Consider the following 1210-nt stretch of genomic DNA (forward strand, 5'->3'; position numbering starts at 1 on the left):
CCGCCAGCCGCGCCGCACGGCCCGCCGCACCCCGGGCGCGGCCAGCAGCCCCAGGAGAACGGCGAGCAGCAGCCCGCCGCTCCAGGCCAGCGCGTTGGCCATGGCCGGGTCCAGCGGCGGCTCCGGCGCCGGCGGGTCGCCGACGGGGATGTGCCCGGGCAGCGCGGTCGGCTCGTTCGCCTCCCGCCCACCGTCCCCGCCCGGGCCGAGGTGGGTCAACGCGCCGAACGGGTCGACCAGTCCGGCGCCGGTGCGGTCGTCGCGGCCGCCGCCCAGCGGCGTGGCCGAGCCGGTCAGCCGCTCGACCACCTCCCCGGCGGTCAGGGCGGGGAAGCGGGAACGGACCAGCGCCGCCGTGGCGGAGACCTGGGCGGTGGCCATGCTGGTGCCGCCCGACGCCTGGTACGCGCCGCCGGGCGCGAGCACCGGGAGGTCCTGGCCCAGGCCGGCGAGGTCCACCCAGGGCCCGGAGTTGGAGGAGTCCAGCGGCGCGCCGGTGGCGTCCACGGCGGCGACGGCGAGGACCCCGTCGTAGGCCGCCGGGTACATCCGGCCCTCCGTCGGCCCCTGGCCGCCCTCGTTGCCGGCGGCGGCGACCACCACCACGTCGGCGGCCAGCGCCTCCGCGACCGCCTCGCGCACCGCCTCGTCGTCGGCGGGGCGCGCGAAGGACAGGTTGATCACGCCGGCGTCCGCCGCCACCGCGTCGCGGATCGCGGCGGCGAGCGTGCCCGGCGTCGCGCGCTCCACTCCGTCGGCGATCCGCACCGGGTAGACCGTGGCGCCCGGCGCCACGCCCGCGATGCGGTCGCTCTCGGCGCGGCCGGCGGCGATCAGCCCGGCCACCGCCGTGCCGTGGCCCTCGCAGTCCTGCTCCGGCGGCGGGGTGGTCCGCGTGAACTCCCGCTCGTCGGCGACGCCGGCGAACTCGCTGCCCCGGGCGACCGCCCCCGCCAGGTCGGGGTGGGTGGCGTCCACGCCCGAGTCGACCACGGCGACCGTGACGCCCTCGCCGGTGGACAGGTCCCACGCCTGCGGCAGGCCGAGCTGGTCGATCAACGGATAACGCCCGGCGCCCTCCGGCAGCTCCTCGCCCGTGACCTGGGTGCGGCACGGCTCGGCCGCCGCCGCCCTGGGCGCCGCGCCCGGCAGCGCCACGCCCGCCAGCGCGGCGACCGCCACGGCCAGCCCCCGCGCGCCCCACGCCCCC

The 1210-nt window shown here is 80.4% G+C and carries 1 protein-coding gene; it reads right to left on the reverse strand.

The window, feature by feature from the left end; genetic code table 11:
- On the reverse strand, nucleotides 1-1210 hold a 1210-nt coding region (mycP, locus tag EBN88_RS29920), incomplete at both ends, for a type VII secretion-associated serine protease mycosin (protein ID WP_147472925.1).

The organism is Streptomyces triticirhizae, from assembly GCF_003696235.1.
Taxonomy (GTDB): domain Bacteria; phylum Actinomycetota; class Actinomycetes; order Streptomycetales; family Streptomycetaceae; genus Streptomyces; species Streptomyces triticirhizae.